At 67.8% G+C, this 26160-nt stretch carries 24 protein-coding genes and 1 tRNA gene; 11 read left to right on the top strand and 14 right to left on the bottom strand.

The genetic code is table 11. The features are described from left to right. Nucleotides 1–45 precede the first annotated feature (45 nt). Nucleotides 46–978, bottom strand: coding sequence for a MerR family transcriptional regulator (locus tag BW971_RS03945; RefSeq protein WP_083709255.1), 933 nt, complete (start codon nt 976–978; stop codon nt 46–48). Nucleotides 979–1079: 101 nt separating this feature from the next. Between BW971_RS03945 and BW971_RS03940 the strand changes: the two genes are divergently transcribed. Next, nucleotides 1080–1151, top strand: a tRNA-Gln gene (locus BW971_RS03940). A gap of 50 nt (nt 1152–1201) precedes the next feature. Here the strand turns inward: BW971_RS03940 and BW971_RS03935 are convergent. Beyond that, a complete protein-coding gene (locus BW971_RS03935) occupies nt 1202–1957 on the bottom strand; it encodes an SDR family oxidoreductase (RefSeq protein WP_076476774.1) in 756 nt (251 codons plus the stop codon). 130 nt (nt 1958–2087) lie between these two features. On the opposite strand from BW971_RS03935, the gene glmU reads away from it, so the two are divergent. The 3 genes from glmU to arsC are packed head-to-tail and all read left to right on the top strand — an operon-like array spanning nt 2088 to nt 4893. Beyond that, a complete protein-coding gene (glmU, locus tag BW971_RS03930; RefSeq protein ID WP_076476772.1) occupies nt 2088–3569 on the top strand; it encodes a bifunctional UDP-N-acetylglucosamine diphosphorylase/glucosamine-1-phosphate N-acetyltransferase GlmU in 1482 nt (493 codons plus the stop codon). After that, on the top strand, nt 3566–4543 hold the full coding sequence (locus BW971_RS03925) for a ribose-phosphate diphosphokinase (RefSeq protein ID WP_076476770.1): 978 nt from the start codon (nt 3566–3568) through the stop codon (nt 4541–4543). Before glmU ends, BW971_RS03925 begins: the two co-directional genes overlap by 4 nt. A 5-nt stretch (nt 4544–4548) precedes the next feature. After that, entirely contained in the window at nt 4549–4893 is a 345-nt protein-coding gene (gene arsC, locus BW971_RS03920) for an arsenate reductase (glutaredoxin) (protein WP_076476768.1), read from the top strand. A gap of 22 nt (nt 4894–4915) precedes the next feature. On the opposite strand, the gene BW971_RS03915 is transcribed toward arsC, so the two are convergent. After that, nucleotides 4916–5395: a limonene-1,2-epoxide hydrolase family protein gene (locus BW971_RS03915; RefSeq protein WP_083709254.1), complete on the bottom strand. Its 480-nt coding sequence runs from the start codon at nt 5393–5395 to the stop codon at nt 4916–4918. After that, nucleotides 5364–5831, bottom strand: coding sequence for a limonene-1,2-epoxide hydrolase family protein (locus BW971_RS03910; RefSeq protein ID WP_076476766.1), 468 nt, complete (start codon nt 5829–5831; stop codon nt 5364–5366). The genes BW971_RS03915 and BW971_RS03910 overlap by 32 nt, the downstream gene beginning before the upstream one ends. A gap of 205 nt (nt 5832–6036) precedes the next feature. Here BW971_RS03910 and BW971_RS03905 point away from each other — a divergent pair, with 205 nt between their 5' ends. From BW971_RS03905 to BW971_RS03890, 4 genes are all read left to right on the top strand, one after another. Further along, on the top strand, nt 6037–6687 hold the full coding sequence (locus BW971_RS03905; protein ID WP_076476764.1) for a 50S ribosomal protein L25/general stress protein Ctc: 651 nt from the start codon (nt 6037–6039) through the stop codon (nt 6685–6687). Between the two features lie 84 nt (nt 6688–6771). Then, complete coding sequence (pth, locus tag BW971_RS03900) at nt 6772–7338, top strand: aminoacyl-tRNA hydrolase (protein ID WP_076476762.1); 567 nt, start codon at nt 6772–6774, stop codon at nt 7336–7338. A gap of 183 nt (nt 7339–7521) precedes the next feature. Next, nucleotides 7522–8538 carry a beta-ketoacyl-ACP synthase III gene (locus BW971_RS03895; RefSeq protein WP_076476760.1) on the top strand — a complete coding sequence of 339 codons (1017 nt, stop codon included), beginning with the start codon at nt 7522–7524 and terminating at the stop codon, nt 8536–8538. 52 nt (nt 8539–8590) lie between these two features. Beyond that, entirely contained in the window at nt 8591–10213 is a 1623-nt protein-coding gene (locus BW971_RS03890) for a peptide chain release factor 3 (protein ID WP_076476758.1), read from the top strand. 19 nt (nt 10214–10232) lie between these two features. On the opposite strand, the gene BW971_RS03885 is transcribed toward BW971_RS03890, so the two are convergent. The 8 genes from BW971_RS03885 to BW971_RS03850 all read right to left on the bottom strand — a co-directional run bounded on the left by BW971_RS03885 (nt 10233) and on the right by BW971_RS03850 (nt 19000). After that, the gene (locus BW971_RS03885; protein ID WP_076476756.1) at nt 10233–11231 is read right to left on the bottom strand and encodes an enoyl-CoA hydratase/isomerase family protein; all 999 of its coding nucleotides are present in this window, start codon (nt 11229–11231) and stop codon (nt 10233–10235) included. Nucleotides 11232–11274: 43 nt separating this feature from the next. Next, a complete protein-coding gene (locus BW971_RS03880; RefSeq protein ID WP_076476754.1) occupies nt 11275–12273 on the bottom strand; it encodes a GGDEF domain-containing protein in 999 nt (332 codons plus the stop codon). A gap of 132 nt (nt 12274–12405) precedes the next feature. After that, nucleotides 12406–14211, bottom strand: a complete 1806-nt coding sequence (locus BW971_RS03875) for an ABC-F family ATP-binding cassette domain-containing protein (protein ID WP_076476752.1) — start codon at nt 14209–14211, stop codon at nt 12406–12408. After that, entirely contained in the window at nt 14208–15149 is a 942-nt protein-coding gene (locus BW971_RS03870; RefSeq protein WP_076476750.1) for a 4-(cytidine 5'-diphospho)-2-C-methyl-D-erythritol kinase, read from the bottom strand. Before BW971_RS03870 ends, BW971_RS03875 begins: the two co-directional genes overlap by 4 nt. A 22-nt stretch (nt 15150–15171) precedes the next feature. After that, nucleotides 15172–16080: a 16S rRNA (adenine(1518)-N(6)/adenine(1519)-N(6))-dimethyltransferase RsmA gene (gene rsmA, locus BW971_RS03865; RefSeq protein WP_076476748.1), complete on the bottom strand. Its 909-nt coding sequence runs from the start codon at nt 16078–16080 to the stop codon at nt 15172–15174. Next, nucleotides 16044–17165 (bottom strand): resuscitation-promoting factor, encoded by a 1122-nt coding sequence (locus BW971_RS03860; RefSeq protein WP_200799351.1) that lies wholly within the window; start codon nt 17163–17165, stop codon nt 16044–16046. The genes rsmA and BW971_RS03860 overlap by 37 nt, the downstream gene beginning before the upstream one ends. Before the next feature lie 159 nt (nt 17166–17324). Further along, nucleotides 17325–18167 (bottom strand): TatD family hydrolase, encoded by an 843-nt coding sequence (locus BW971_RS03855; protein WP_234974222.1) that lies wholly within the window; start codon nt 18165–18167, stop codon nt 17325–17327. Further along, nucleotides 18164–19000 carry a PhzF family phenazine biosynthesis protein gene (locus tag BW971_RS03850; RefSeq protein ID WP_076476746.1) on the bottom strand — a complete coding sequence of 279 codons (837 nt, stop codon included), beginning with the start codon at nt 18998–19000 and terminating at the stop codon, nt 18164–18166. The genes BW971_RS03855 and BW971_RS03850 overlap by 4 nt, the downstream gene beginning before the upstream one ends. An 86-nt stretch (nt 19001–19086) precedes the next feature. On the opposite strand from BW971_RS03850, the gene metG reads away from it, so the two are divergent. Next, nucleotides 19087–20637, top strand: coding sequence for a methionine--tRNA ligase (gene metG, locus BW971_RS03845; RefSeq protein WP_076476744.1), 1551 nt, complete (start codon nt 19087–19089; stop codon nt 20635–20637). A gap of 5 nt (nt 20638–20642) precedes the next feature. Continuing rightward, nucleotides 20643–21869, top strand: a complete 1227-nt coding sequence (locus BW971_RS03840; RefSeq protein WP_076477350.1) for an aminodeoxychorismate synthase component I — start codon at nt 20643–20645, stop codon at nt 21867–21869. Here the strand turns inward: BW971_RS03840 and rsmI are convergent. After that, on the bottom strand, nt 21839–22720 hold the full coding sequence (gene rsmI / locus BW971_RS03835; RefSeq protein ID WP_076476742.1) for a 16S rRNA (cytidine(1402)-2'-O)-methyltransferase: 882 nt from the start codon (nt 22718–22720) through the stop codon (nt 21839–21841). The two genes, BW971_RS03840 and rsmI, sit on opposite strands and share 31 nt — an antisense overlap. 100 nt (nt 22721–22820) lie before the next feature. Between rsmI and BW971_RS03830 the strand changes: the two genes are divergently transcribed. Next, nucleotides 22821–24374, top strand: a complete 1554-nt coding sequence (locus BW971_RS03830) for a dolichyl-phosphate-mannose--protein mannosyltransferase (protein WP_076477348.1) — start codon at nt 22821–22823, stop codon at nt 24372–24374. Between the two features lie 27 nt (nt 24375–24401). On the opposite strand, the gene BW971_RS03825 is transcribed toward BW971_RS03830, so the two are convergent. Continuing rightward, nucleotides 24402–26138, bottom strand: a complete 1737-nt coding sequence (locus BW971_RS03825) for a BCCT family transporter (protein WP_083709298.1) — start codon at nt 26136–26138, stop codon at nt 24402–24404. Nucleotides 26139–26160 lie beyond the last annotated feature (22 nt).

The following is a 26160-nucleotide window of genomic DNA, read 5'->3' as shown; positions in this document are numbered from 1 at the left end:
CATCCGTCGCGGGCCGGAGACACGACGGCCGGCCCTCGGCGCGTCCTACCGATCGTCGAACAGTGTCCGCAGATGCTCGTCGAGAAGCGACTCGATGGACGACTGCACCGTGGCGTTCAGCATCGCCAGGGACAAGGCGCGCATCCGCGCCACCGCGGCCGCCTGCGCCGCGACCTGCGTGTGATCGCCGACCTGTGTCTGATCACCGTCCACCGGGACGACGCTGGCGACGGTGGTCGCTGTGCTGACCACCGTGTGCCCGATGTCGTCGATGGCCGGGGCGAGCTGTTCGGTCACGTCCAGCGCCTGGTGCACGGAGACACCGCCCTCCGAGAGCGCCATCACCGCGTCCAGGAGCTGGGGCTTGATCACGGTGGCGGTGGTGCCGTCGACGCTCACCACACCCAACGCCACCAACCGTTCGAGCGCCGAGCGGTCGCCCACCGTCGCCATCAGGTCGGCGACGTTCTCGGTGATCGGCCCACCGGGCTCGGCCAGTGCCGTCTCGAGCCCCAGGATGTCGCCGAGTTGACGCCCGGACTCCCACGCGGAGACCATCTCGTCGATGTGCGCGGTGGTGTAACCGCGCTCCAACATCGAACCGATCAGTCGCAGTCGGGCGAGATGGGTGTCGTTGTAGAGACTGACCCGACCGACGCGCCGGGCCCGCGGCAACAGACCCCGCTCCCGATAGGAGCGTACGTTGCGGGTCGTCATCCCGGCGCGGTGGGCGAGTTCGTCGATGCGGTATTCCACCGGCGTGCCAACGCTGCCGGAACGTGCTTGCCGCACCGCCGAGTCGACGAGCTGGGTGATGGCGACCTCGATCTCGCGAGTCTGCCGCCCCATCCGCTTGCCGGGTTGGTGCAGCAGGTTGTCGATCGTCGCGGCGACCGCGCGCGCACCGTGCGACTGGGCGTCCCGCGGATGGTGACCAGAACCGGGCACCGACGTCTGCGGGTCGCTGTCTGCAGGCATCGGACCAGTATCACCCTTGCCGGCCACTGGGCCAAGCTGCATCGTTTCCCTTGCACCGGGATATGGCAGAATCACCGGCGGCAGGCCACTCGCGGCCACCATCCGCCATGGTGTAATCGGCAACACTCCTGATTTTGGTTCAGGCATTCTAGGTTCGAGTCCTGGTGGCGGAGCAGGCGTTCGAGTCCAGCGGTGCCGATGGTTGCCGCGCCACCGCTGATCCCTAGTCCGTGGGCCCCCCGGCCACGTACAGCACCTGGCCGGACACGAAGCCCGCCGCCTCGCCCACGAAGAACGACGCGGCGTTGGCGATGTCGGCGGGTGTGCCGCCACGGCGCACCGGCGTCTCCGCCGCGCGCGCGGCGATGAACTCCTCGAACGGCACGCCGATCCGCGCCGCGGTGGCCGCGGTCATATCGGTCTCGATGAACCCGGGTGCGATGGCGTTGGCGGTGACCCCGAACGGTCCCAGTTCGATGGCCAACGTCTTGGTGAAACCCTGCATACCCGCTTTGGCCGCGGAATAGTTGGCCTGCCCGCGGTTGCCCAGCGCCGAGGTGCTCGACAGGTTCACGATCCGACCCCACCTGGCGTCGACCATGTGCTTCTGTGTGGCACGGCTCATCAGGAACGCCCCGCGCAGGTGAACGCCGAGCACCTTGTCCCAGTCGTCGACGGACATCTTGAACAGCAGATTGTCGCGGAGGATGCCCGCGTTGTTGATCAGCACGGTCGGCGCACCCAGCTCGGTGGCCACCCGATCCACCGCCGCGGCCACGGCCGCCTCGTCGGATACGTCGGCACCGACGGCGATCGCGGAACCTCCCGCATCGGTGATGGCCGTCACCGCCTCGGTGCAGGCGGTCTCGTCGAGGTCCAGCACCGCGACGGCCAGCCCATCCGCCGCGAGCCGCTTGGCAACTGCCGCACCGATTCCCCGTGCCGCACCGGTCACTATCGCGGTCCTCGTGTCGTTCACGCACACACCCCTTCGTCGTCGTCCAGCACATCCACGCCCGGCGCCCTCGACGCCTCGATCACGTCCGTTCTATCAGTGCGTAGGATCAGCCCCGATCGGAACCGCATCATCCATCCGAGGAGTTCGTTCTATGACGATCGCGTCGACCGCAGTTCTCGTGCTCGCCGCCGGTGCAGGCACTCGCATGAGGTCGTCGACGCCCAAGGTCCTCCACGAGTTGGGCGGGCGAACCCTCTTGGCTCACTCGCTGGCCGCGGGTGCCCAGATCGACCCTGAGCACCTCGTCGCGGTGGTCGGTCACCAGCGGGAACGCGTCGCGCAGGCCTGCGCCGGGGAGGCCGAACGGTTGCGGCGCGACGTGTCGGTCGCTGTGCAGGAAGTCCAGGACGGCACCGGTGGTGCGGTGAAGGCGGGACTCACCGTGCTACCCGACGACTTCGCCGGGGTCGTGGTGGTGACCGCGGCCGACATCCCCCTGCTGACCGGTGAGGCACTGTCCGCCCTGGTCGATCGACACCGCGACACCGGCGCCGCGGTCACCCTGATGACGTTCACCGCCGACGATCCGACCGGGTACGGGCGCGTGCTGCGGACCCAGGACGGCGCCGTCACCGAGATCGTGGAACAGAAGGACGCCACCGACGAGCAGCGGCGCATCACCGAGGTGAACTCCGGGGTGTACGCCTTCGACGCGGCGGTGCTCGCCGCCGCCCTCGGTCAACTGTCCACCGACAACGCACAACACGAGATGTATCTCACCGATGTGGTCGCCATCGCCCGCACGATGGGAAAGTCCGTCGTGGCCAACCACATCGATGACGCCGCGCTGGTCGCGGGGTGCAACGACAAGGTGCAACTGGCCGATCTCGGCGCCGAGATGAACCGGCGTACTCTGCGTCGCCACCTGCTGGCCGGCGTCACCATCGTCGATCCGGCCACCACCTGGATCGATGTCGACGTCGCCCTCGACGCCGACGTGGTGATCAAGCCGAACACGCAGCTACACGGGGCCACGGCCATCGCGACCGGCGCGATCATCGGCCCCGACACCACCCTCACGGACGTGACCGTGGGCACCGGTGCGCAGATCGTCCGTACGCACGGCAGCGACGCGACCATCGCCGACGACGCCCAGGTGGGACCGTTCGCCTACCTTCGACCCGGTACCCGGTTGGGCGTCGACGCGAAGATCGGCACCTTCGTGGAGACGAAGAACGCCGACATCGGCGCCGGATCGAAGATCCCCCATCTCACCTACGTCGGGGACGCGACCATCGGTGAGCACTCCAACATCGGCGCCTCCAGCGTGTTCGTGAACTACGACGGTGTGCACAAGAACCACACCGTCATCGGCAGTCACTGCCGGACCGGTTCGGACAACATGTTCGTCGCCCCGGTCCGGGTCGGAGACGGGGCCTACACCGGGGCCGGTACCGTGATCAGGCACGATGTACCCCCGGGGGCGCTGGCGGTGTCGGGCGGGCAGCAGCGGAACATCGAGGGCTGGGTAGAGTCCAAGCGCCCCGACACGCCGTCCGCCGAGGCGGCGAGATCAGCAGACCCCAGGGCAACGGGCAGCACCGGCGAGCAGAACGGAACGAACACGCAGTGACTTGGACGACCGATAACCAGAAGAACCTGATGTTGTTCTCCGGCCGCGCGCATCCGGAACTCGCCGAGGAGGTCGCCCGCGAGCTGTCGATCTCGGTGACACCGCAGACCGCCCGCGACTTCGCCAACGGTGAGATCTTCGTCCGGTTCGAGGACTCGGTCCGTGGCTCGGACGCCTTCGTGCTGCAGAGCTGCCCGGCCCCGTTGAACAAGTGGCTGATGGAATCGCTGATCATGATCGACGCGCTCAAGCGCGGTTCGGCCAAGCGGATCACCGCGGTCCTGCCCTTCTACCCCTACGCGCGGCAGGACAAGAAGCACCGTGGTCGCGAGCCGATCTCGGCGCGGCTCGTTGCCGACCTGCTCAAGACCGCGGGTGCCGATCGGATCATCACCGTCGATCTGCACACCGACCAGATCCAGGGATTCTTCGACGGGCCGGTCGATCACATGCATGCCCAGGGCCAGCTCGCGGACTACGTGCGTGGGCGTTACGGCACCGAGCACGTGACCGTGGTCTCCCCGGATTCCGGACGTGTCCGGGTGGCCGAGAAGTGGGCCGACGCTCTTGACGGTGCCCCGCTGGCGTTCATCCACAAGACCCGCGACCCGTTGGTGCCCAACCAGGTCAAGTCCAACCGCGTCGTCGGCGGCGTCGACGGCCGCACCTGTGTGCTGATCGACGACATGATCGACACCGGTGGCACCATCGCGGGCGCTGTCCGCGTGCTCAAGGACGCCGGTGCCGCCGACGTCGTGATCGCGACCACCCACGGAGTGTTCTCCGATCCGGCCCCCGAGCGCCTCGCCGGCTGCGGCGCCAAGGAGGTCATCGCGACCAACACACTGCCGATCGGCCCGGAGAAGCAGTTCGACAACCTCACCGTGCTGTCCATCGCACCCATGCTCGCGCAGACCATCCAGCAGGTGTTCGAGAACGGGTCGGTCACGAGCCTGTTCGACGGCAGCGCGTAGCCGCCGTGAGCACCGCGACCATCCTCCACAACCCACGATGCTCCACGTCACGGAAGGCGTTGCAGCGCATCAGGGACGCCGGGATAGAACCGACGGTGATCCGGTATCTGGACGCGCCACCGTGCCGCGCCGAACTCGTCGAACTGATCGCGGCGGCCGGGATACCCGTCCGTCAGGCGGTGCGTCGCCGGGAGTCGGTGTACGCGGAGCTGGGACTGGCCGATGCCGACGACGACGCTCTGCTGGACGCGATGGCCGACCACCCGATCCTCATCGAGCGGCCCTTCGTGATCACCGAGAACGGCACACGGCTCGCGCGTCCGGTCGAGGCCATCGACGAGATCCTCTAGTCGGTCGACGCAGTGGGTGGAGTCAGCCGGTGATCTCCGGCGCGGGCAACCGTCGACGCAGCGGTGGCACCACGATCGCGACCAGGCCGCGCACCAGACCCTTGGTCACGTCGAACCAGTCGAAGTAGTCCCGCCAGACGGTGATCCGACCCTCGCGCACCTCGAAACGACCGCACACCCAGAATTGCGCGACGAGCGGACCGACCTTCAGCTCGTCGGTACGCTCGGTCAGCACCACATCCCCCTCGCCGACGATGTTGTGCACCACCACCCCGAACCCTGCCCACGGCTTGGCTAGCAGTCCCAGCACGGCCGCGGTGGATTTCTTGCCGTGCAGTGTAGGCAGCGAGACGTTGGTGTAGTCGATGTGGTCGTCGACCAGCGCCACCGCCGCAGTCACGTCACCCACAGCCATCGACGTCAGGAAGTGCGATACGACGTGCTGCGAGTCGATGATCGGGGCGGGGGGGTCATGGGCGGGGATCGGCGGCTGCGACGTCATGTCCACCAGTATGCCGCCGCCGCAGCGACCTCGGTAGTCCTCGGGCGGCCAGCACGCCGATGGCCCGCCCGAGCCCCTTGGTGACGTCGAACAGGTCGAAATGGTCGCGCCAGACGGTGATCAGCTCGTCACGGACCTCGAACCGTCCCCACACCCAGAACTCGATCTCGAGGGGACCGACCCGCAGTAGGTCGGCGCGTTCGAACAGCACCACACCGCCGGCACCGGCGATGGTGATCGGCGTCATGTGGAACGACGCCGGTGACCGGTCCAGTGCTCGCAGCGCCGCAGCGGTCCGCGCCTTGCCGCGGATGGTCGGGAACCCGACGTTGGTGAACACCACGTCGTCGGCGAGGAGATCGGCTGCTGCAGCGGAGTCCCCGGACTCCATCTGCGCGAAGAACTCTTCCACCACTCGCACCGCGGGATCGGTCATGGTCCCACCCTGCCACCGTCGGTGGGGATGTGACATCGGACCTGGGCGTTCGCTACGCTGGTCGGCGTTGTCACGGCGAGGGTGAACGTTCACCGTCATCGGCGCGGCCGGTTGTCACGGCGAGGTGGTCCACCACCCCCTGTGGTCTGCGGTTGTGCGGTGTCTCCGTCCGTGACGGATCACCAGCACACACAGGAGCAGAAACATGGCCGCCACCAAGAACTCAGCAAACAAGCTCGTCGTCGAGGAGCGCACCGGACGGGGCAAGGGTGCCGCTCGTCGCCTCCGTCGCGACGGCAAGGTTCCCGCCGTCGTCTACGGCCACGGCAGCGATCCCCGCCATCTCAGCCTCCCGGCACTCGAGTTCGCCGCGATCCTGCGAAACAGCGGCCTCAACGCGGTCATCGACCTGCAGATCGGCGGCGACACCCAGCTCGTGCTGACCAAGCAGGTCGACGTGCACCCGATCCGCGACTACATCGAGCACGCGGACCTGCTCGTCATCCGCCGCGGCGAGAAGGTCACCGTCGAGGTGCCCGTCACCCTCGAGGGCGAGTCCGCGCCCGGCACGCTGACGACCCAGGACGCCAGCACGCTGGAGATCGAGGCGGATGCGCTGTCGATCCCCGAGGAGTTCGTGGTGTCGGTCGAGGGCGCAGAGGTCGGCCACACCATCACCGCCGCCGACGTCACGCTGCCCGAGGGCGTCACCCTGATCTCCGACCCGGAGACCCTCGTCGTGTCGATCCTCGAGCCACAGGCCGTGGAGACGGAGGACGAGGCCGAGGAGGACGCAGAAGCCGTCGCCGAGGAGACGAAGGCCGCCGACGACGACGAGGCTGCCACCGAGGAGTGACCCACCACGCCGACCGGGACCGCACCCTGACGGTGTGGTCCCGGACTGCGTCTGCCACTCCCGCCGATCAGGTCTGGTGAATCCGTGAAGCTCGTCGTCGGCCTGGGCAATCCGGGTCTGCAGTACGCCACCACACGTCACAACGTGGGCGCGATGGTGGTCGACGCCCTGCTCGCAGGCGGTGATGGCAGGTGGAAGGTGCACAAGAAGTCCGGGGCCGAGATCGCCGACCTGCGGATCGGCACCGAATCGGTGGTGCTGGCCAAACCGCGCACCTACATGAACGAGGCGGGCAGACAGATCGGACCGCTGCTGAAGTTCTTCTCGGTTCCCGTCGGCGACCTGATCGTCCTGCACGACGAGCTCGACGTCGACTTCGGTGCGGTGCGACTCAAACGCGGTGGCGGCGAGGGCGGGCACAACGGGCTGCGGTCCACCACGACTGCCGTCGGGTCCCGTGACTATGACCGCGTCCGGCTGGGCATCGGTCGACCACCTGGACGCCAGGACCCCGCGTCGTTCGTCCTCAAACCGTTCTCCTCCGCCGAGCGCGGTGAGTTGCCGCTGCTCATCGAGAACGGACGGGATGCGACCAGCCTGCTGGTCACCGACGGGCTGGAGTCCGCTCAGAATCGAGTCCACGCCTGGTGACCGACATCGTGACCGCGCGTTCTCCGGAGCGGGGTTAACGCCGGCGGTGATCTGCGCGACAGTAAGGTGAGGCCACGAGACGTGGGCACCCCGACGGGGCCCGCGTGATCGGATGACCGACACCACGGGACGCCGAACCGGGCGACCGGGTCGCCCGCGCACCGCCGCGCTGAAGGGAAGAACATGACGGAGCTCGCAGAACGTACCGGGACGAACACCCTGGGGATCCTCGGGATCGGCGCCTATCGCCCCGAGCGGGTCGTCACCAACGACGAGATCTGCGAGAAGATCGACTCCTCGGACGAGTGGATCTACACCCGCACCGGCATCAAGACCCGTCGTTTCGCCCGGCGTGACGAGGATGTCGTGTCGCTGTCGGTGGACAGCGGGCGCAAGGCCATCGCCAACGCGCTGCTCTCCGGTTCCGACATCGACGCACTGCTCGTCGCCACCAGCACCCACCTGCTGTTCACGCCGCCCGCCGCCACCCAGGTCGCCACCCAGCTCGGCGCCAACGGCATCCCCGCCTTCGACGTGAACGTCGGCTGCGCCGGCTTCGGTTACGCGATGGGGCTGGCCGCAGACATGATCCGCGCGGGCAGTGCGACCAACGTGTTGGTCATCGGCGCCGAACAGCTGTCGGTGACCATGGACATGACCGACCGCGGCAACTGTTTCATCTTCGGCGACGGGGCCGGCGCGGTCGTTGTGGGTCCGTCCGACGACCAAGGGGTCGGCCCGGTGATCTGGGGCAGCGACGGCTCGCAGTACAAGGCCATCCGCCAGGACATCGACTGGATCACGTTCCTCGACAGCGATCGCACGCAACGTCCGTACCTGCGGATGGAGGGCACATCGGTGTTCCGCTGGGCCGCTTTCGAGATGACCAAGGCCGCGCAGCGTGCCCTCGAGGCCGCCAAGGTCGGTGCGGAGGACATCGACGTCTTCGTCCCGCATCAGGCCAACTCACGTATCAACGAGCTGCTGGCCAAGAGCCTGAAGTTCCGTGAGGGAACCCCGGTGGCCAACGACATCGAGTACACCGGCAACACCTCGGCGGCCTCGATCCCGCTGGCCATGGAAGACCTGCTGTCCACCGGCAAGGCGAAGCCGGGCGACACCGCCCTGCTCCTCGGCTACGGCGCGGGACTGAGCTACGCGGCACAGGTGGTCAAGATGCCACCCGTCCCCTTCGAGTGACCGGCCCGTCACGCTTTTGCCCGGCGACCTGCGGATTGAGTAGCCTCGACGGGTGAGTTCCGACCCTGCCACCATCCGGCGAGAAGTCCACCGGCGACGCACCTTCGCCATCATCTCGCACCCGGACGCCGGTAAGTCGACGATGACCGAGGCGCTCGCCCTGCACGCCCGGATGATCAGCGAGGCGGGGGCGATCCACGGCAAGGCCGGTCGCAAGTCGACGGTCTCCGACTGGATGGAGATGGAGAAGGCCCGCGGTATCTCGGTCAGTTCCACAGCGCTGCAGTTCAATTACCGTTCGGCCGCCGCGGTGACCGAGGGTTCCGACGAGATCAACGTGATCAACCTCGTCGACACACCCGGCCACGCCGATTTCTCCGAGGACACCTACCGGGTGCTGACCGCGGTGGACGCCGCCGTGATGCTCATCGACGCCGCCAAGGGTCTCGAACCGCAGACCCTCAAGTTGTTCCAGGTCTGCAGACACCGCGGCATCCCGGTGATCACGGTGATCAACAAATGGGACCGGCCGGGTCGGACCCCGTTGGAGCTGATCGATGAGATCACTGAACGGATCGGCCTGACCCCCACGCCGCTGTACTCCCCGGTCGGGATCGCCGGTGACTTCCGCGGGCTGCTCGATCGGCGCACAGGCGACTACATCCGTTTCACCCGGACCGCCGGTGGTGCCACGGTCGCCCCCGAGGAGTTGTTGTCGGCGTCGGATGCGCAGGCCACCGAAGGGGACGCGTGGACCGAGTCCGTCGAGGAGAGCGACCTGCTCTCCGAGATGGGCCAGGATCACGATGAGGAATTGTTCCTCGCCGGCCAGACCTCGCCCATGATCTTCGCCTCCGCGATGCTGAACTTCGGTGTGCGACAACTGCTGGAGGCCCTGGTGGAGTTCGCTCCCCCACCCGGGCCGCGCGAGGCGGTCGACGGCACCGTGCGCGAGGTCGTCGATCCCTTCTCCGCGGTGGTGTTCAAGGTGCAGGCCGGGATGGACGCCGCACATCGCGATCGCCTGGCGTTCATGCGGATCGTGTCCGGTGAGTTCGAGCGCGGCATGGTGGTCACGCACGCCCAGAGCGGAAAACCGTTCGCCACGAAGTACGCCCAGGCCGTGTTCGGTCGCGACCGGTCGACCGTCGACACGGCGTATCCCGGCGATGTGGTGGGTTTGGTCAACGCGATGACGCTCGCCCCCGGTGACACCCTCTGCGTCGACCCGACGGTGGAGTTCCCGCCCATCCCGTCCTTCGCGCCCGAACATTTCTCGGTGCTGCGGGCCGTCAGCGCCGGCAAGTACAAGCAGTTCCGCAAGGCGATGGACCAGTTGGTGTCCGAGGGCGTGGTGCAGGTGTTGCGCAACGATCTCCGTGGTGACGCGTCGCCGGTGCTCGCTGCGGTGGGCCCCATGCAGTTCGAGGTGGTGACCGCCCGGATGAAGACCGAGTTCGGCGTGGACACCTCCGTCGAGCGACTCGGCTACTCGGTGGCCCGACGCACCGATCCCGACAGCGCCGACGAACTCGGGCGCCAACGTGGCGTGGAGGTGTTCACCCGCACCGACGGCGCACTGCTCGCCCTGGTCTCCGACAAGTGGCGGTTGCAGTACATCGAGAAGGAACACCCCACCCTGACGCTGGAACCGCTTGTCGCGGCGGCGGACTGAGCCCGTTCACCATCCGATCTCAGGCGATGATCGACGAGACCCTGTCGATGTCGACCTCGTCGAGTCGCCCCGGTGAGAACGACGGCGTGCGGTCCTTGTCGACCAGCACCGCACGCACCCCCTCCGCGAAGTCCGGGGTGAGGGTGATCCGCTCCGCGGCATGCAGTTCCCGCTCGAAGCACTCGTCGAGGGGGGTGTGTGCGCCGAGCTCGAGCAGTGCCGCGGTGACCACCAGACTGGTCGGTGACGCCGCCTCCAGCGCCGTCACCATCGACGCGCACCATTCGTCACCGATGGCCCCGCGCAGACCACCGAGGATCGCGGTCACGTTCGCATCGGCGAAGTACTCGGCGATCTTGTCCAGCGGCACCGTCGATTCGGGTTGTTCGGTGTGTTCGGACAGGGCATCCCGCAGCGACACCCCGGAGCGGATGGCGCCTGCCAGGTCATCCATCCCCGTCGACGACACGAAATGCGTGGCCAACCCGACCGCCAGCGCGTCCGCTCCCCGGATTCGCGATCCGGTCAGACCGAGCCACGTTCCCACCCCGACCGGTAGCCGAGGGAGGAAGTAGGTGGCCCCGATGTCGGGGAAGAATCCGATGGCGGTCTCCGGCATGGCGATGACGGACCGCTCGGTGACCACCCGGATCTCGCCGTGCACACTGATGCCCAGACCACCGCCCATCGCGGCTCCGTCGACGAGCGCGACGTAAGGCTTGGGGTATTCGGCGACCAGTTGGTCGAGGGTGTACTCCGAGGAGAAATAGCCGGTGATCTCGTCCGTCTCACCGGCCAGGGCATGGTCACGGATGGCGCGGATGTCTCCGCCCGCGCAGAAGGCCCGGTCACCCGCCGAGGTGACCAACACGGTCTCCACCTCGGCGTCGTCGGCCCACCGCAGCAACACCGCGTACATGTCGTCGATCATCGATTGATCGAGGGCGTTGAGCGCCTTGGGCCGATCCAACACGATCTCGCCGACCCCGTTGCCCACGGAGGTTCGAATGTAGGACATGCGACAAACCGTAGCGGGTGCCGTCTCGGCCTTGCGAGGTCGGTCACTGCGCGTCGAGCCCGTTCAGTTGGGTCACCACGCGTTCACCACCCGCCCGTTTTGCCCGGTACATCGCCTGGTCGGCAATCACCCACAGCGCGCGCATCTCCCGCTCGACGTGACCCGAGCCGGGCCAGACCATGGCGGCGACACCCACGCTCACCGTCACCGCGGGCAGATCGTCGACCTGTACGCGAGTGGGCATGTCGGCGACGATCCGTTCCAGGTGGGATGCCGTGACCGCGAGCACGGCCGCGAACTCCTCACCGCCCGTCCGACCGAACGGCCCGTACGGCGACAGGTGGGCGTTCAGCCGTGCGGCCACCTCGACCAGCACACGATCGCCGACCTGATGTCCGTGGTCGTCGTTGACCGATTTGAACCGGTCGAGGTCGATGACCGCCACCGCGATCCGGTGTCGTGCGGTGCGAGCCCGCCGCATCAACAGGTCGCTCTGCGCATTGATGCCGCGACGGTTCAGGACGTCGGTGAGGTCGTCGATCTCGGCGAGCTGCGCGGCGCGCGTCTGCTGTCCCCAGTACACCTGCACGGTGAGCGGAAGCGCGACCACCGCGGCGAGTACCACGTCGGCCTGCCCGATGAGCACGATCCATCCCTGCTCCCCGACGATTCCGGCGGCGGCGGTCACCCCGGCGATGAACACCGCCGAGAAGACCAGGTGGACGAGTAACCACCGACGGGACAGGAAGAAGGTGAAGAACGACCCGGTGACCACGAACAGTACCGAGGCGCTGAGCATGTCGGAGAAGGCGGCGAGGGTGAGTATGTTGGTCGCGGTACCCACGTCCGCCCAGATGGCGAACAACTGTGGCCAGGGCCGCCGATCGGCCCGCCGGGTGAACAGCCAGGCCAGTGCGACCAGCACGTTCACCGAGATACAGACGATCACCCACCCGCGTTCCCATGGGGTGTCGGGGCCGCGTTCGGGTGCCGACAGCGCGAGCGCGCCCACCAGCGTGACGTTCAACGTGGACAAGACCACGGTTGCCCGTATCAAACGCGACCAGATACCGAATCCCCTGCGTTCACCGTGCCTGCGGGTGTGCGTGCGAGCTCAAGAATCGCACACCCGCTCACCGCGCGGGTGACCTGGCACACTTCCGATCGCAGGCGGTCAGCCCCATTCGTCGGCGAGCTCCAACCACTCCATCTCCGCGGTCTCCTTCTCCGCGACCACCCCGGTGAGCTCCGCGTCGAGATCGCGCAGTCGCCCGGTATCCGAGGCCGCCGCCGCCAATTGCTCGTGGAGTTCACCCGCACGCACGTCGAGTTTGGCGATGCGTCGCTCCAGACGCTTCATGCTCTTCTGGGCGTCGCGTTCCGCGGCGGAGTCGCGCCCCGGCGCGGCGGTCGTCATCACCGGTGTCGCACCGGTGGCTCCACCCCGGCCGACGGACACCGGATCGCCCATCGTCGCCCGGATCTGCAGGTACTGTTCGATCCCGCCCGGCAGGTTCGTCAGCGCGCCGTCCCCGAACAGCGCCCACGTGCTGTCGCAGATGCGCTCGATGAGGTATCGGTCGTGGCTGATCACCACCAACGTGCCCGCCCAGGAGTCGAGCAGGTCCTCGAGTTGCTGCAGGGTGTCGATGTCGAGGTCGTTGGTGGGTTCGTCGAGCAACAGCACGTTGGGTTCGGCCATCAGCACGCGGGTCAGCTGTAGTCGGCGACGCTCGCCGCCGGACAGGTCGGCGATCGGGGTCTGCTGGCGCGCCGGCGCGAAGCCCAGTCGTTCGGCCAGTTGTCCTGCGGAGATCTCCTTGTCACCGAGCATGACTCGTCCGGCGACCTCCTGCACTGCCTCGATCACCCGCATGGAGATCGGCAGGTCGTCGAGCTCCTGGCGCAACCAGCCCAGCGACACCGTCTGCCCGACCACCCGCTTGCCGGGCCGCACGTCGACGGCACCGGCCAGCGCGCGCAGCAGTGTGGTCTTCCCCGACCCGTTGACCCCGACCAGACCGATGCGTTCGCCGGGGGCGAGACGCCAGGTGAGGTCCTCGACCACGGGCACGTCATCGGGAGCGCGGACGGTGGCGTCCTCGAGTTCGATGACCACCTTGCCGAGTCGACGGCGGGCGAAGGAGGCCAGCGCGACGCTGTCGCGGGGCGGAGGGACGTCGGCGATCAGTCGTTCGGCGGCCTCCACCCGATAGCGCGGCTTGGAGGTCCGCGCCTGCGGGCCACGGCGCAGCCACGCCAGTTCCTTACGGGCCAGGTTCTGGCGACGTTCCTCGGCGACATCGGCCAGCCGCGATCTCTCGGCCCTGGCAAACACCCAGTCGTTGTAGCCACCCTCGTACTCGTCGACACGACCGCCGTGCACCTCCCAGGTGCGACCGGCAACGGTGTCGAGGAACCAGCGGTCGTGGGTCACCACGACGAGCGCGCTGCGTCGACTCACCAGATGATCGGCCAGCCACTGCACGCCCTCGACGTCGAGATGGTTGGTGGGTTCGTCGAGCATGATCAGGTCGAGGTCCTGCACCAGGGCCGCAGCCAACGCCACCCGACGGCGCTCACCCCCGGACAATGCGTCCACCGTCTGATCGAGCCCCAGTCGGTCGATGTGCAGGCCGGTCAGCACCCCGCGGATACGCACATCGCCCGCCCACTCGTGCTCGGCGACACCGAGCGGACCCAACACGACGTCCCCGACGGTCGCGCCGACCGGGAGTTCACCGCGTTGGGTGACCACCGCCATCCGGAGCCCGCCCACCTGCGACACCCGCCCCGAGTCGGGTTCGGATATCCCCGCCAGCAATTCCAGCAGGGTGGTCTTGCCACCGCCGTTGAGACCGACGACGCCGATACGTTGGCCGGCCTGGACGCCGAGACTGACCTCGTCCAACAGCGGTCTGATGCCGAAGCTCTTGCTGATCTTCTCGGCGTTGACCAGGGAGGTTGCGGGTGCGGTCACTGTTCGGCCTCCTCGACCACATGGGCGCCGGACACCGGGCCGGTGGCCGTGCGGACCGCCGAGCACACACCAGCGCCCGACAGCTCAGCCGCCACGTCGACGGCCGAACGTGCGGATGCGCACAGGAATACGCAGGTGGGACCGGACCCGGAGACGATGCCTGCGAGCGCACCTGCGTCGGTGCCCGCGCGCAGGGTGCGGCGCAGGGTGGGACGCATCGACAGCGCGGCGGGTTGGAGATCGTTGTGCAACAGCGGTGCGAGGCGGTGCGGGTCGCCGGCGGCGAGTGCCTGCAACAACTCGGCGGGGTCCCGGACGGTCGGCGCCGAACCACCGGCACGCAACCGGTCGAGTTCGCCGTAGACGGCCGGGGTGGACAGACCCTCGCGGGAGATCGCGAGCACCCAGTGCAGTTCCCCTCGCGAGAGCACACTCATCAGGTTCTCGCCGCGACCGGTGCCCAACGCGGTTCCACCGTGCAGGCTGAACGGGACGTCGCTGCCGAGTTCCGCGGCGATGTCCGACAGTTCGGCGCGCGACAATTCGGTCTCCCAGAGGCGGTCGAGTCCGACCATCGTCGCCGCGGCGTCGGCGCTCCCGCCCGCCAGTCCCCCCGCCACCGGGATGCCCTTGTCGATGTCGATGTGCACCGCCGGATCACGGTCGCATCGCTCGGCCAGCGCGCGAGCTGCGCGCGCGGCGAGGTTGGAGTCGTCGGTGGGTACCGCGGCGGCATTGTCACCGCGCACACTGATGGTGAGAGTCTCCGCCGGGCTGAGCCGAATCCGCTCCGACAGCGACAGTGCCTGGAAGACCGTGGTCAGCTCGTGATAGCCATCGACGCGCAGATCGCCGACACCCAGGAAGAGGTTGACCTTCGCGGGGGCCTGCACCGAGACGGGACGCGACTCGGCAGACGCGGGGACGACGGAGAGCACGGGGCTCAAGGGTAATCGGGACTCACGGGTGGTCGGGGCCCGGCCCGGACCCCTCGACGGCGGCGAGACGCAGGTAGTCGTCGATGTCGAGGGTCTCGCCGCGAGCGGTGGGGTCGATACCCGCGGCACGCAACCGGCGCTCGGCCTCCACCGGACCACCTGCCCATCCCGCCAACGCGGCGCGCAGCGTCTTCCGACGCTGACCGAAGGCCGCGTCGATGACGGCGAACACGGTGGTCCGTTCGGCCGATGGCCGGTCGACCCGCGGATGACGCTCGATGCGCACCAACCCCGACTCGACCTTGGGCACCGGCCAGAACACGGATCGGCCGACACTGCCCGCGCGGCTGACGGTGCCGAAGTACCGCGCCTTGACGCTGGGTATGCCGTAGGTGCGGCCACCAGGTCCGGCGGCCAACCGTTCGGCGACCTCCATCTGCACCATCACCAGCGCTGTACGCAGCGTCGGGAGTTCGGCGAGCAGGTGCAGCAGCACCGGAACGGCCACGTTGTACGGCAGGTTCGCGACGAGGGCGGTGGGAGCGGCCGGCAGGTCGGCGACGGTCACCGTCATCGCGTCGGCGGTGACGACATCGACCCGCTCGGCGTGATCCGGGGCGTATTCCGCGATGGTGCGCGGCAGTTGGTCGGCGAGAACGGGGTCGATCTCCACCGTCACCACACGACGGGCCTCGGTGAGCAGGGCCAGGGTCAACGACCCCAGACCCGGCCCCACCTCGAGGACCACGTCGTCGGGCCCGATGCCCGCATCGGCGACGATCCGACGCACCGTGTTCGCGTCGTGGACGAAATTCTGTCCCAGCGTCTTGGTCGGTCGGACGCCGAGCCGCTGTGCGAGATCACGGATCTGAGCCGGGCCGAGCAGCCGAGGTTCTATCGGAGGCCCAGACTGGAGGAGCACGCCGGCCAGGCGCCCCAGCCCTGTGCGGCCAGCGTCTTCTCGGCGATCGAGATCTGCTCCTCGCGGCTGGCGAGGTCGGGACGCGCCGCGAACTCCTGACCGCCCCAGCGGTCCCAGGTGTTCTGGTCGAACTGGATTCCGCCGAAGAAGCCGTTACCGCTGTTGATCGCCCAGTTGCCGGTGGACTCACAGCCGGCGAGACGGTCCCAGACCGAACCGTCCGGCACCGACGGTGCGCCCGGTTTGGTTCCCACGGCGACACTCGCCGCGACGGGCTTGTCGATGACCTGCGCGTCGAGCTTCTTGCGCTCGGTCTCCTTGCCGTTCACGGTGGTCACCTCGTAGGTGACGTTCTGCTTGCCGGGCTTGCCCGGCTTCTTGACGACCTTGTCACCCTTGGTCACGGTCGGGTCGTCGGTGGTGATGTCCGGCGCGGTCACCGGCTCGCTGGCCGTGACCTGCGTGGTCCGGATGCGTGTGACCGTGATCTTCATGTTCTGCGTCAGCGCGGTGTCGGCGGCGGGAACCACCTTGTCGGTCGACTGCAGCGGGTTGCCGGTGTCGGCGACGAGTTCGCCGACGGTCTTCGCGGCGATCTTCGGCTTCACGGTCTTGCCGCCGTCGTTGAGGGTGACGGCCTTGGGCAACACCACCTGGACGTCACCGCCCGCGACGGGGAGCACCGCGTTACGCGGGGTGACGACGTCGTTGGCGGCGTCGGCGAGACCGTGCTGGGAGAGTGCATCCTCCACGGTCACCGCGGTGGTCTGGATCTGCTTCTGCTGACCATCGACGTCGAGGGTGAGATTCTTCATCCGATGCAGGTGGATGGTCTGCCCGTCGGCGACGTCGTTGCCGGAGCCCGGGGTGACCGAGTCGCCCGCCTTCGGCGCGTATCCGTGCTCGTCGAGGATGTTGTCGACACTCGACCGCATGGTCGCGACCTTGATGATGTGGCCGTCGACCTCGAGGGTCACCTTCTTGTACGCCAGCACGCCCATGATGCCGCCGGCCACCAGCGTGGCGAGGATGGCGGCGATGGCGATGCGCGCCGTGGTCGAGTTCGAGTCGTTGATGCGTTTCAGTACAGTCACTCGGGTGCGTCCCTGGTCGTTTCTGGGCCCCGCAGCACGTCGTCGGTGACCCTCTGGAGATCACCGCTTCGTCAGCGAAGCCGTTCGGCAGGCGTCGAGAGCCCCCGGTCGGGGCCTGCCCGGCCACTTTTGATGTCACAGCACGATAACGAGACGGCCTTAGTTTGGCAAAGCGAGGCGGTAGACGTGTCGTGCGTTCGAGGTGACGATCCGGCCGAAGGACTCGGCATCGGTGCTGCGTAGCTCGGCGAGTCGCCGTGCCGTGTACGGCAGGCAATACGATTGATTCGGGTGTCCCCGAAAGGGGTGCGCGGTGAGGAACGGGGCGTCGGTCTCCACCAGGATCTGCTCGTCGGGGACCACCAGTGCGGCCGCCTGTAGCGCTGTCGCGTTGGCGAAGGTGACGGTGCCGGAGAAGCTCAGGTGATAGCCGCGGTCGACACATTCACGGGCGATCCCGGCATCCCCGGAGAAGCAGTGCATGATGACCGTCTCCGGAGCCCCTTCGTCTGCCAGGACGTCGAGCAGGTCGCGGTCGGCGTCGCGGTTGTGGATCATCAGCGGCTTGCCGATCCGCTTGCTCAGGTCGATGTGCCACCGGAAGGCCTCGATCTGCTGTTCACGCGTCGCGCAGTCCGCCGAGCGATCGAGCCAGTACCAGTCCAGGCCGGTCTCCCCCACCGCCACCACCCGCGGGTGTGTCAGCATCTGCTCGAGTTCGGACTTGGCGGCGTCATCGAGTTCCGCGGCGTGGGTGGGATGCAGCGCCACCGCCGCATAGGCGCGGTCGTCCCAGTCCGCGGCGCTGACCGCCCATCGGGCGTCGACCATGTCGTCGGCGACCGTCACCACCGCCTCGACCCCCACCCGTTGCGCGTGGTCCAGGATGGCGCGGACCGATTCGGGGTCGCGTCCGCCGCAGGCGGCGAGGTGGGTGTGTGCGTCGATCAGCGGGGAGAGCGGTTCGGGATCGGGTGGCGCGGGTCGACTCCTGCGGCTCACAGGTCGATCGTCCCGGCGATGACCGTCCGGCTGAGCCCGCCGACCCAGATGGTCTCGCCGTCGTCGTCGACGAAGACCCGTCCGGCCCGCCCGATCGCGGTGCCCTGCGCGACGACGTAGGACGCGGGCAACTCGCCTGCACCGCGCAACCACACCGCGAATCCGGCGTTGAGGCTGCCGGTCACCGGGTCCTCGGGGACCCCGTCGCCCGGCGCGAAGGCCCGCACCTCGTAGTCGGCCGGACGGTCCTCTCCGCGGTACGCCCCGATGAGTCCCACCTCGTGATGCCCCAGCGCAGCCATGTCGGGACGCACCTCCAGCACCCGCTGCGCCGACGACAACATCAGACCCATCCATCCCGGCCCGTTGTCACACCAACTGGCGGCGACGACGTCTCCGGGCTGCAGACCGAGCGCCGCGCCGACCTTCCGGAGGACATCGGGGTCCACCGGACCCGATCGCCGCAACGGAGGCGCCGCGAAGGCCAGCCGGTCCCCGTCGCGGCGGATGGTGACCAGCCCGATACCGCACTCCTGCACCAGGTCACGAGCGTGTGGGCGACCGCCCGCGGCCAACCAGGCATGCGCCGAGCCCAGGGTGGGGTGTCCCGCGAACGGCAGTTCGCCGCCCGGGGTGAAGATCCGCAGTCGGTAGTCGGCCTGCGGATCGTCGGGCGGCAGGACGAACGTCGTCTCCGATAGATTGGTCCAGCGCGCGAGAGATGCCATCTGTTCGTCCGAGAGGCCGGCGGCGTCGAGCACCACCGCCACCGGGTTGCCGGTCAGCGGGCCAGAGACGAACACATCCACCTGGGCGAAGGGTCGGGAGGTCACCCGGCCGAGCGTAGTAGGCGCGGCGTGAGGATTTGTCGATCGGCCGCTCGGGATCGACCGTCCACCCCCTATAAGCTGGGCGCATCATGGCTGCAGAGAAGACACCGTTCTACATCACCACCGCGATCGCGTATCCCAACGGCGTGCCACATATCGGGCACGCCTACGAGTACATCTCCGCGGACGCGTTGGCGCGGTTCAAACGTCTCGACGGATACGACGTCTTCTTCCTCACCGGTACCGACGAGCACGGGCAGAAGATGCAGCAGACCGCGGCCGCCGAGGGCATCGACACCCGCGCACTCGCCGACCGCAACGCCGCCACGTTCCGCGCGCTGCAGGAGACCCTCGGGTCGAGTTTCGACCGCTTCATCCGCACCACCGACACCGACCATCACGCTGCGTCGCAGGAGATCTGGCGACGGATGGAAGCCAATGGTGACATCTACCTGGACAAGTATGCCGGTTGGTACGACGTCCGCGACGAGATGTTCTACGCGGAATCGGACACGAGCACCGGCGACGACGGTGGACGCGTCGCCACTGACACCGGGCATCCGGTGGTGTGGACCGAGGAGGACGCCCTGTTCTTCCGGTTGTCGAAGTACCAGGACCCGTTGCTCGAACTCTACGAGACCACTCCGGACATCATCGGCCCCGACGTCCGCCGCAACGAGGTGGTCAGCTTCGTCAAAGGCGGGTTGAACGATCTGTCGGTGTCGCGCACCACCTTCGACTGGGGCATCCCCGTACCCGGACACGACGGTCACGTCATGTACGTGTGGGTCGACGCCCTGACCAACTACCTCACCGGTGTCGGATTCCCGGACGACACCGAGATGTTCGAGAGGTACTGGCCCGCCGATCTGCAGATCATCGGCAAGGACATCATCCGCTTCCACTGCGTGTACTGGCCGGCCTTTCTGATGAGCGCCGGCATCGCGGTGCCCAAACGTGTTTTCGCACATGGTTTCCTGTTCAACCGCGGCGAGAAGATGAGCAAGTCGGTGGGCAACGTGGTGGACCCGTACGCATTGATCGAGGCCTTCGGTCTCGACCCGGTGCGCTACTTCTTCCTGCGTGAGGTGTCCTACGGCCAGGACGGTTCGTACAGCCCCGACGCGATCGTCGCGCGGATCAACGCCGATCTGGCCAACGACTTCGGCAACCTCGCCCAGCGCACCCTGTCGATGATCGGCAAGTACTTCGACCATGTGGTCCCCGTCCCCGACGACATCTCCGACACCGACGCCGCGCTGTTGGCCACCGCCGACGAGTTGCACGGTCGGGTGCGTTACCACTTCGACCAGGAGGCAATCCATCTCGGCCTGGAAGCGCTGTGGGAGGTGCTCGGCGAGACCAACCGCTACATCTCCGCCGAACAACCGTGGAAGCTGGCCAAGACCGACCTCGACCGCACCGGAACGGTGTTGTACGTCTGCGCCGAGGTATTGCGGATCGTGGCCATCCTCACGCAGCCGGTGATGCCCTCCGCGTGCGCGAAGATCCTGGATCTGCTGGCGATCCCCGCACACGCCCGCGACTTCGCCCATCTCGGCGACCGGCTCGACGCGGGCAACCAGTTGCCCACGCCCGTTCCCGTGTTCCCGCGCCACGAGGCCAAGGACCCGACCTGACGGTCATCGAGAGGGTCACCGCGCTCGGAACCGGTGCTTCGGCGCCGGAGGTGACGCGGCGCCTGGCGACCGCCTGTCGGAGACTGCGACTGCCACCGCCCGCCGGACTGATCGGCCGGTGGCTGGACGCGGACGCGGTGATCGCCCCGTCGGTCCGGCTCACGCCCGACGTCGAGATCGATGAGGCGGACAGTGGTTTCTGGTTCGGTTACCTCGGATATCCCGACCGGGACAGCGAGGCCGCGCTGCCCGGCCGGGTCGGCGGGCACACCACCGGGGTACTGATACTCGATGACGGACGGTGGTGGTACCGGGACACCGATGGGCGGGATTGTCCGGACTGGGTGCGAGCCGCGGTGATGGGCGGTGAGCCGGTGCGTCGGTCGTCGTGGTCGGCACGGTGGCGAGCACCCGATCCCGATCCCCACGGTCGCGGTGTGCGCGCCTGCCTGGACGCCATCACCGAGGGCGAGGTGTACCAGGCGTGCGTGTGCACGCGGTTCGACGGAGAGATCACCGGGTCGGTGGTGGACTTCTTCGCCGACGGGGTGATCGCACACCGGCCGCGCAAAGCCGCTTATCTGGCCGGTGACTGGGGTGCGGTGACATCGTTCTCACCCGAGACGTTCCTGCACCGCCGGGGCACGCGGGTCTCGTCCAGCCCGATCAAGGGCACCATCCCCGCCGGTGCCGACCCGGCGGAGCTGACCGCGTCGACCAAGGACGTCGCCGAGAACATCATGATCGTCGATCTGGTGCGTAACGACCTCGGACGGGTCGCGGTGCCGGGCAGCGTGCGGGTACCGGAGCTGTTGACCGTGCGACCGGCACCCGGCGTCTGGCATCTGGTGTCCACGGTGACCGCGACACTTCGTCCCGACGTCGACACCACGGCCCTCATCGAGGCCACCTTTCCACCGGCTTCGGTGACCGGCACTCCCAAGCTGCGGGCCCGCGACCTGCTGCGCGGGTGGGAGACGCATCCGCGCGGCGTCTACTGCGGCGCGATCGGGGTGCGGGGCCCAGAGGGCGATCTGGACCTCAGCGTCGCCATCCGCACCGTGCAGACCACCGCCGACGGTCGCAGCACCCTCGGGGTGGGCGGCGGCATCACCGTCGATTCCGATCCCGCCCGCGAATGGCAGGAATGTCTGGACAAGGCAGCCAGCACCGTCGGGCTGATCGCAGGCGGGTACGACGGTCAGTCGTCGCGAGCCGCCAACACCGCCTGATACAGCTCCCGCTTGGACGCGCCGTGCCGCTGGGCGACCGCAGCACACGCGTCCTTCAACCGCTCGCCGGAGTCGACGAGTTGCTGCACCTCGTCCACCAGGTCCTCGGGATCGGCCTCAGCCGCATCCGCACCGGCGAACACCACGGTCACCTCACCGCGGAGTCCGTTCGCCGACCACTCCGCCAGTTCGGCGAGGGTGCCGCGACGCACCTCCTCGTACACCTTGGTCAGTTCCCGACACACCGCCCCACGACGATCCGGCCCCAGCACCTCGACCGCCTCGGTGAGGGTGTCGGCGATCCGATGCGGGGACTCGAAGAAGACCACCGCCCGTTCCTCGGCGACCAGCGTCAGCAGCCATCGCCGCCGACGACCGGGTTTGCGGGGTGCGAACCCGTCGAAACAGAACCGCTCCACCGGCAACCCGGACAGCGCGACCGCGGTGGTCACCGCCGACGGACCCGGGAGGCAGGTGATCGCGAGTCCGGCCTCCACAGTGGCCGCGACCAACCGGTAGCCGGGGTCGCTGACCGAGGGCATACCGGCGTCGCTGATCAACAGCACGGTCGCACCCCCGCGGATGTCCGCGACCAGGGTCGGCGTACGTCCGGCCTCCACCTGGTCGTAGTAACTGACGATCCGTCCGCTGACGGTCACCCCCAGCCCACCCGCCAGGTTCAGGGCGCGTCGGGTGTCCTCGGCGGCGACCACATCCGCGCACGCCAGCGCCTCCCGAAGCCGCGGCGAGGCATCATCGAACCGACCCATCGGGGTGGCCGCCACCAGCAGTTTCCCGGTCGACGAACCGTCGGGGTCGTCGGTCCCACGCGATCGTCCGAACTCGTTCATCACCGCACAGCCTACGATTGCGGTCGTGACATCTGCCCCACCGCTCTCCCGTCACGGGTCTCATCGGCACCGATCCGCGGAGCCCGACTCCCCGGTCGATCTGGGGCTCACCGAAGACCTGGGACCGAGTCCGGCGCCGATCGCACCGGCTCCGGTGTTCGGCGCGCCCGACCGCCGACGCGGCTTTCTGGTCGGCGTGGTGCTCCTCGCACTTGCCGCGATCACCCGATTCTGGGACCTGAACAGCCCCACCGACAGCGGCACCCCCATCTTCGACGAGAAGCACTACGTGCCGCAGGCATGGCAGGTGCTGACCGGCGGGAACTGGATCGAGGACAACCCTGCCTACGGTCTGGTGGTGCACCCGCCCGTCGGCAAGTGGATGATCGCGGGCGGCGAATGGCTGTTCGGGTACACACCGCTGGGATGGCGGTTCGCCTCCGCGGTGGTCGGGACGCTGATGGTGGTCATCATCTACCGGATGACCCGGCGGCTCACCCGCTCCACCCTGCTCGGCACCGTTGCCGGCCTGTTCGCCATCTGCGACGGGGTGTTGTTCGTCCAGTCCCGGATGGGCATGTTGGACATCTTCCAGGCGTTCTGGGTGGTCGGTGCGTTGGCGGCGCTCATCGCCGACCGCGACCAGATGCGCGAGCGCATGCACCGCGCGTTCGTCGACGGTCGCATCGATGACTCGCCGTTCGGCCCCCGACTGGGATTTCGGTGGTGGCGCTTCGCCGCGGCGGTGATGCTGGGGCTCGCGTGTGGCACCAAGTGGTCCGGGATCTATTTCGTGCTGTTCTTCCTGGTGTTGTCGCTGGGCCTCGACGTCGCCAACCGCACGACCTACCGGGTCCGCCGCCCCTGGGTCGGGACTCTGGTGCGCGACGTCGTGCCCGCCGGCTTCAGTCTGGCGGTGCTGCCGGTCCTGATCTACCTGGCCACGTTCGCCCCCTGGTTCAGCAGTGAGACCTCGGTATATCGCTTCGAGGTGGGCGACAAGATCGGCACCGGTGGGACCTGGTCGTGGCTGCCCGACGCGTGGCGCTCGCTCTGGTACTACGAGGCGGGAGTGCTCAAGTTCCACGAGACACTCACCAACTCCGCGGGCAACCATCACCCATGGGAGTCCAAACCGTGGACCTGGCCGATGAGCCTGCGACCGATGCTGTACGCGGTGTCCAACGGGACGGACAAGTGCGACGGTCAGCAGTGCGTCCGGGTGCAGATGTTGATCGGTTCGCCGGCCATGTGGTGGCTGGCCGTGCCGATGCTGCTCTGGGGACTGTGGAGTTGGTTGGTGCGCCGCGACTGGCGGTACGCGGTGGTGGTGGTCGCCTACGGTGCTTCGTTCCTGCCCTGGTTCACCAACCTCGATCGGCAGATGTACTTCTTCTACGCCACCGCCATGGCGCCGTTCCTCATCATGGGTCTTGCGTTGTGCGTCGGCGACGTCCTGGGGATGGGTCGGAGACGACATGCCTCCCTCCGGGCGCCGCGTGGGCCGGAAGGACGACGCCTGGGCATCGTGTTGGCGGCCATCTACGTCGGTCTCGTCATCGCCAATTTCGTCTGGTTGTGGCCCATCCTGACCGCGCAGCCGATCTCCGCGACCCACTGGAACATGGAGATCTGGCTGCCCAGCTGGCGGTGACGTACACCCGTCAGCTGTCGGTCCCCGTCACGTGTCGGATGCAGCCGGCTTCGCCGACCCCGCGTTTACCAGCGACGAATCGATCGGCAGCTCGTCCGATGGCACCACGTCGGAGTCACCGCCCGACGCGGCAAGGGTGTTCGCGTGCGCCCGAACCCTGTCCTCGGTCTGGTCGGCGAGGTGCTGTTGCGCGCGCACCAGCGGGTCCCGCCGGAGATCGAGATACAGCGACACGCACATGGCCACCATGACCACCACGAACGGCAGAGCGGCGATGATCGCCATGGTCTTGATGCCGTTGAGTGCGTCGTCGCCGGACACCCAGAGAAGCAGGGCGGCAACCGCCCCGGTCAGCACACCCCAGAACACCGTGACCCGTCGGGTTGGTTCCTCGGCTCCCCGCTCACTCAACGTCGCCATCACCAGCGACGCCGAGTCGGCACCGGAGACGAAGAAGATCGCGACCAGGATCATCACCAGCAGTGAGGCGATGCCGGTCCACGGCAGATTTCCGAGCATGTCGAACAGCTGGGCTTCCGAGTCACCGCTGGCGGCGAGATCGGTGCCGGTCAACTGCTGGTGGATGGCGGTACCGCCGAACACCGCGAACCACACGAGCGAGACGGTGGTCGGGACGACCATCACACCGATGATGAACTCGCGGATGGTGCGACCCCGGCTGATCTTGGCGAGGAACATCCCGACGAACGGGGTCCAGGACACCCACCACGCCCAGTAGAAGATCGTCCATCCGGCCAGCCATTCCTTGCCGGCTTCGTCGGTTGTCGCCCCGGAGCGTGCCGAGAACTGGGTGATGTCGTTGAGATAGGACCCGATGGAGGTCGGGATGATGTTCATGATGAACACGGTGGGACCGACCGCGAAGACGAAGACCGCCAGGATGACGGCGAGGACCATGTTGATGTTGGACAGCCACTGGATACCCTTGGCGACCCCCGAAACCGCCGACGCGACGAAGGCCGCGGTCAGCACCGCGATGACGGCGACCAGCAGCAGCTTGCCGCTCTCGCCCACCCAGTTCAGTTCCTCGAAACCCGAGCCGATCTGCGCGGCACCGAGTCCCAGTGACGCGACGGTGCCGAACAGGGTGGCGAAGATGGCCAGGATGTCGATGATCTTCCCGCCCACGCCGTTCGCGCGGTCACCGAGCAGTGGCGCGAAGACTGCGCTGAGCAACTGCCCCCGACCGCAGCGATAGGTGCTGTAGGCGATGGCCAGACCGACCACCGCGTACATGGCCCACGGGTGAAATCCCCAGTGGAACATGGTTGTCGCCATCGCGATCGAGACATCGCGCGAGTCGGTGTTCGGTGGGGCCGTGACGAAGTGGGTCAGGGGCTCGTTGACACCGTAGAACATGAGACCGATGCCCATACCGGCGCTGAACATCATCGCGATCCAGCTGACCGTCCGGTACTCGGGTTTCTCACCGTCACGACCGAGAGGGATCTTCCCGTACCTGCTGACCGCCAGGTAGACGGCGAACAACACGAATGCGGTCGCCGACAGGATGAACAACCAGCCCAGTTTGTCGGTGATCCAATCCAGCGCGCTCTGGGTGGAACTGTTCAGCGACTCCTTGTCGAGGATGCCCCAGACCACGAAAGCGATGACGATGGCGGCAGTGACCCCGAAGACCACCTTGTCGAGTCCGGCACGCAATACACCTGACGCCGAGGATTGTTCGCCCTCCTCACGACCCTTCGCATCCTGGTCCGCTGTCCCATGCGTGCTGACTGCCATGCCGTACAGCAAAGCAGTAGTG

It is taken from the genome of Williamsia sterculiae, from assembly GCF_900156495.1.
GTDB lineage: Bacteria > Actinomycetota > Actinomycetes > Mycobacteriales > Mycobacteriaceae > Williamsia_B > Williamsia_B sterculiae.
This window is presented reverse-complemented; position numbering and strand designations above follow the sequence as displayed.